The 1,174-nt window shown below is 65.4% G+C and carries 1 protein-coding gene and 1 pseudogene; both read right to left on the bottom strand.

The window, feature by feature from the left end; translation table 11 throughout:
• Window positions 1–900, bottom strand: a 900-nt coding sequence (locus tag FSY59_RS27245) for an electron transfer flavoprotein subunit alpha/FixB family protein (RefSeq protein WP_148730040.1), incomplete at its 3' end; no start/stop codon positions are given.
• A 154-nt stretch (window positions 901–1,054) separates the two neighbouring features.
• A pseudogene (locus FSY59_RS27240) lies at window positions 1,055–1,174 on the bottom strand (electron transfer flavoprotein subunit beta/FixA family protein); the annotation flags it as partial.

Raw genomic sequence — 1,174 nt, 5'->3', positions numbered from 1 at the left:
GAACAGATCGGCTTCCAGCCCGTAATCGGCCACCGAGAAGATCGGTGCCTCGGGGTCCTTGTTGATCGCCACGATCACCTTGGAGTCCTTCATGCCCGCCAGATGCTGGATCGCTCCCGAGATGCCGCAGGCAATGTACAGCTGCGGCGCCACGATCTTGCCCGTCTGACCCACCTGCAGGTCGTTGGGCGCATAGCCCGCATCCACCGCAGCGCGCGAAGCGCCGATGGCAGCTCCCAGCTTGTCGGCCAGCGGCGACATGACTTCCTGGAATTTCTCGGCCGAGCCCAGCGCGCGACCGCCGGAGACGATGATCTTGGCGGCCGTCAGCTCGGGACGCTCGCTCTTGGTCACTTCGCGGCCCACAAAGCTGCTCTTGCCGCTGTCGGCCACGGCTGCGGCTGTTTCCACGGCCGCAGAACCGCCTGTGGCAGCCGCTGCGTCAAAGCCCGTGGTACGCACGGTGATGACCTTGACGGCATCGGCGGACTGCACGGTGGCAATGGCGTTGCCCGCGTAGATGGGGCGCTCGAAGGTGTCGGCGGAGTCGACCTTGGTGATGTCGCTGATCTGGGCCACGTCCAGCTTGGCGGCCACGCGGGGCGCCACGTTCTTGCCCGAGGCGGTCGAGGAAAACAGGATGTGGCTGTAGTTGCTGGCAATGCTCAGCACCTGGGCCGCCACGTTCTCGGCCAGGCCGTCCTTGAGGCTGGCGCCGTCGGCATGGATGACCTTGGAGACACCGGCGATCTGGGCGGCCGCAGCGGCCGCAGCGGCAGCGCCTTCGCCGGCCACCAGCACATGTACATCACCGCCGCAGGCCTTGGCAGCCGTCACGGTGTTCAGGGTCGCAGTCTTGATCGAAGCGTTGTCGTGTTCTGCAATAACGAGAGAGGTCATTTCAGTCGTCTTTCTCTAGAATTTTTCATGGTGCCTGCATCACCCGCAGCCGGACCATCTGGCACGACTCAGGCGCGGGACACCGAGGAAGGGCCGCCCCGCACCGAGGGTGTCGTCCCCCTGCGGGGGATGACGCGAAGCGGCTCAGGGGGCCTTAGATGACCTTCGCTTCGTTTTTCAGCTTGTCGACCAGAGCGGCCACATCGGCCACCTTGACGCCAGCGCCGCGCTTGGCAGGCTCGGAGACCTTCACGGTCTTGAGGCGAGGCGTCAC

The sequence above is a fragment of the Comamonas sp. Z3 genome (assembly GCF_008121565.1).
GTDB lineage: Bacteria > Pseudomonadota > Gammaproteobacteria > Burkholderiales > Burkholderiaceae_C > Comamonas > Comamonas brasiliensis.
Note: the sequence above shows the minus strand (reverse complement) of the source record. Positions and strands in the feature narration are given on the sequence as shown.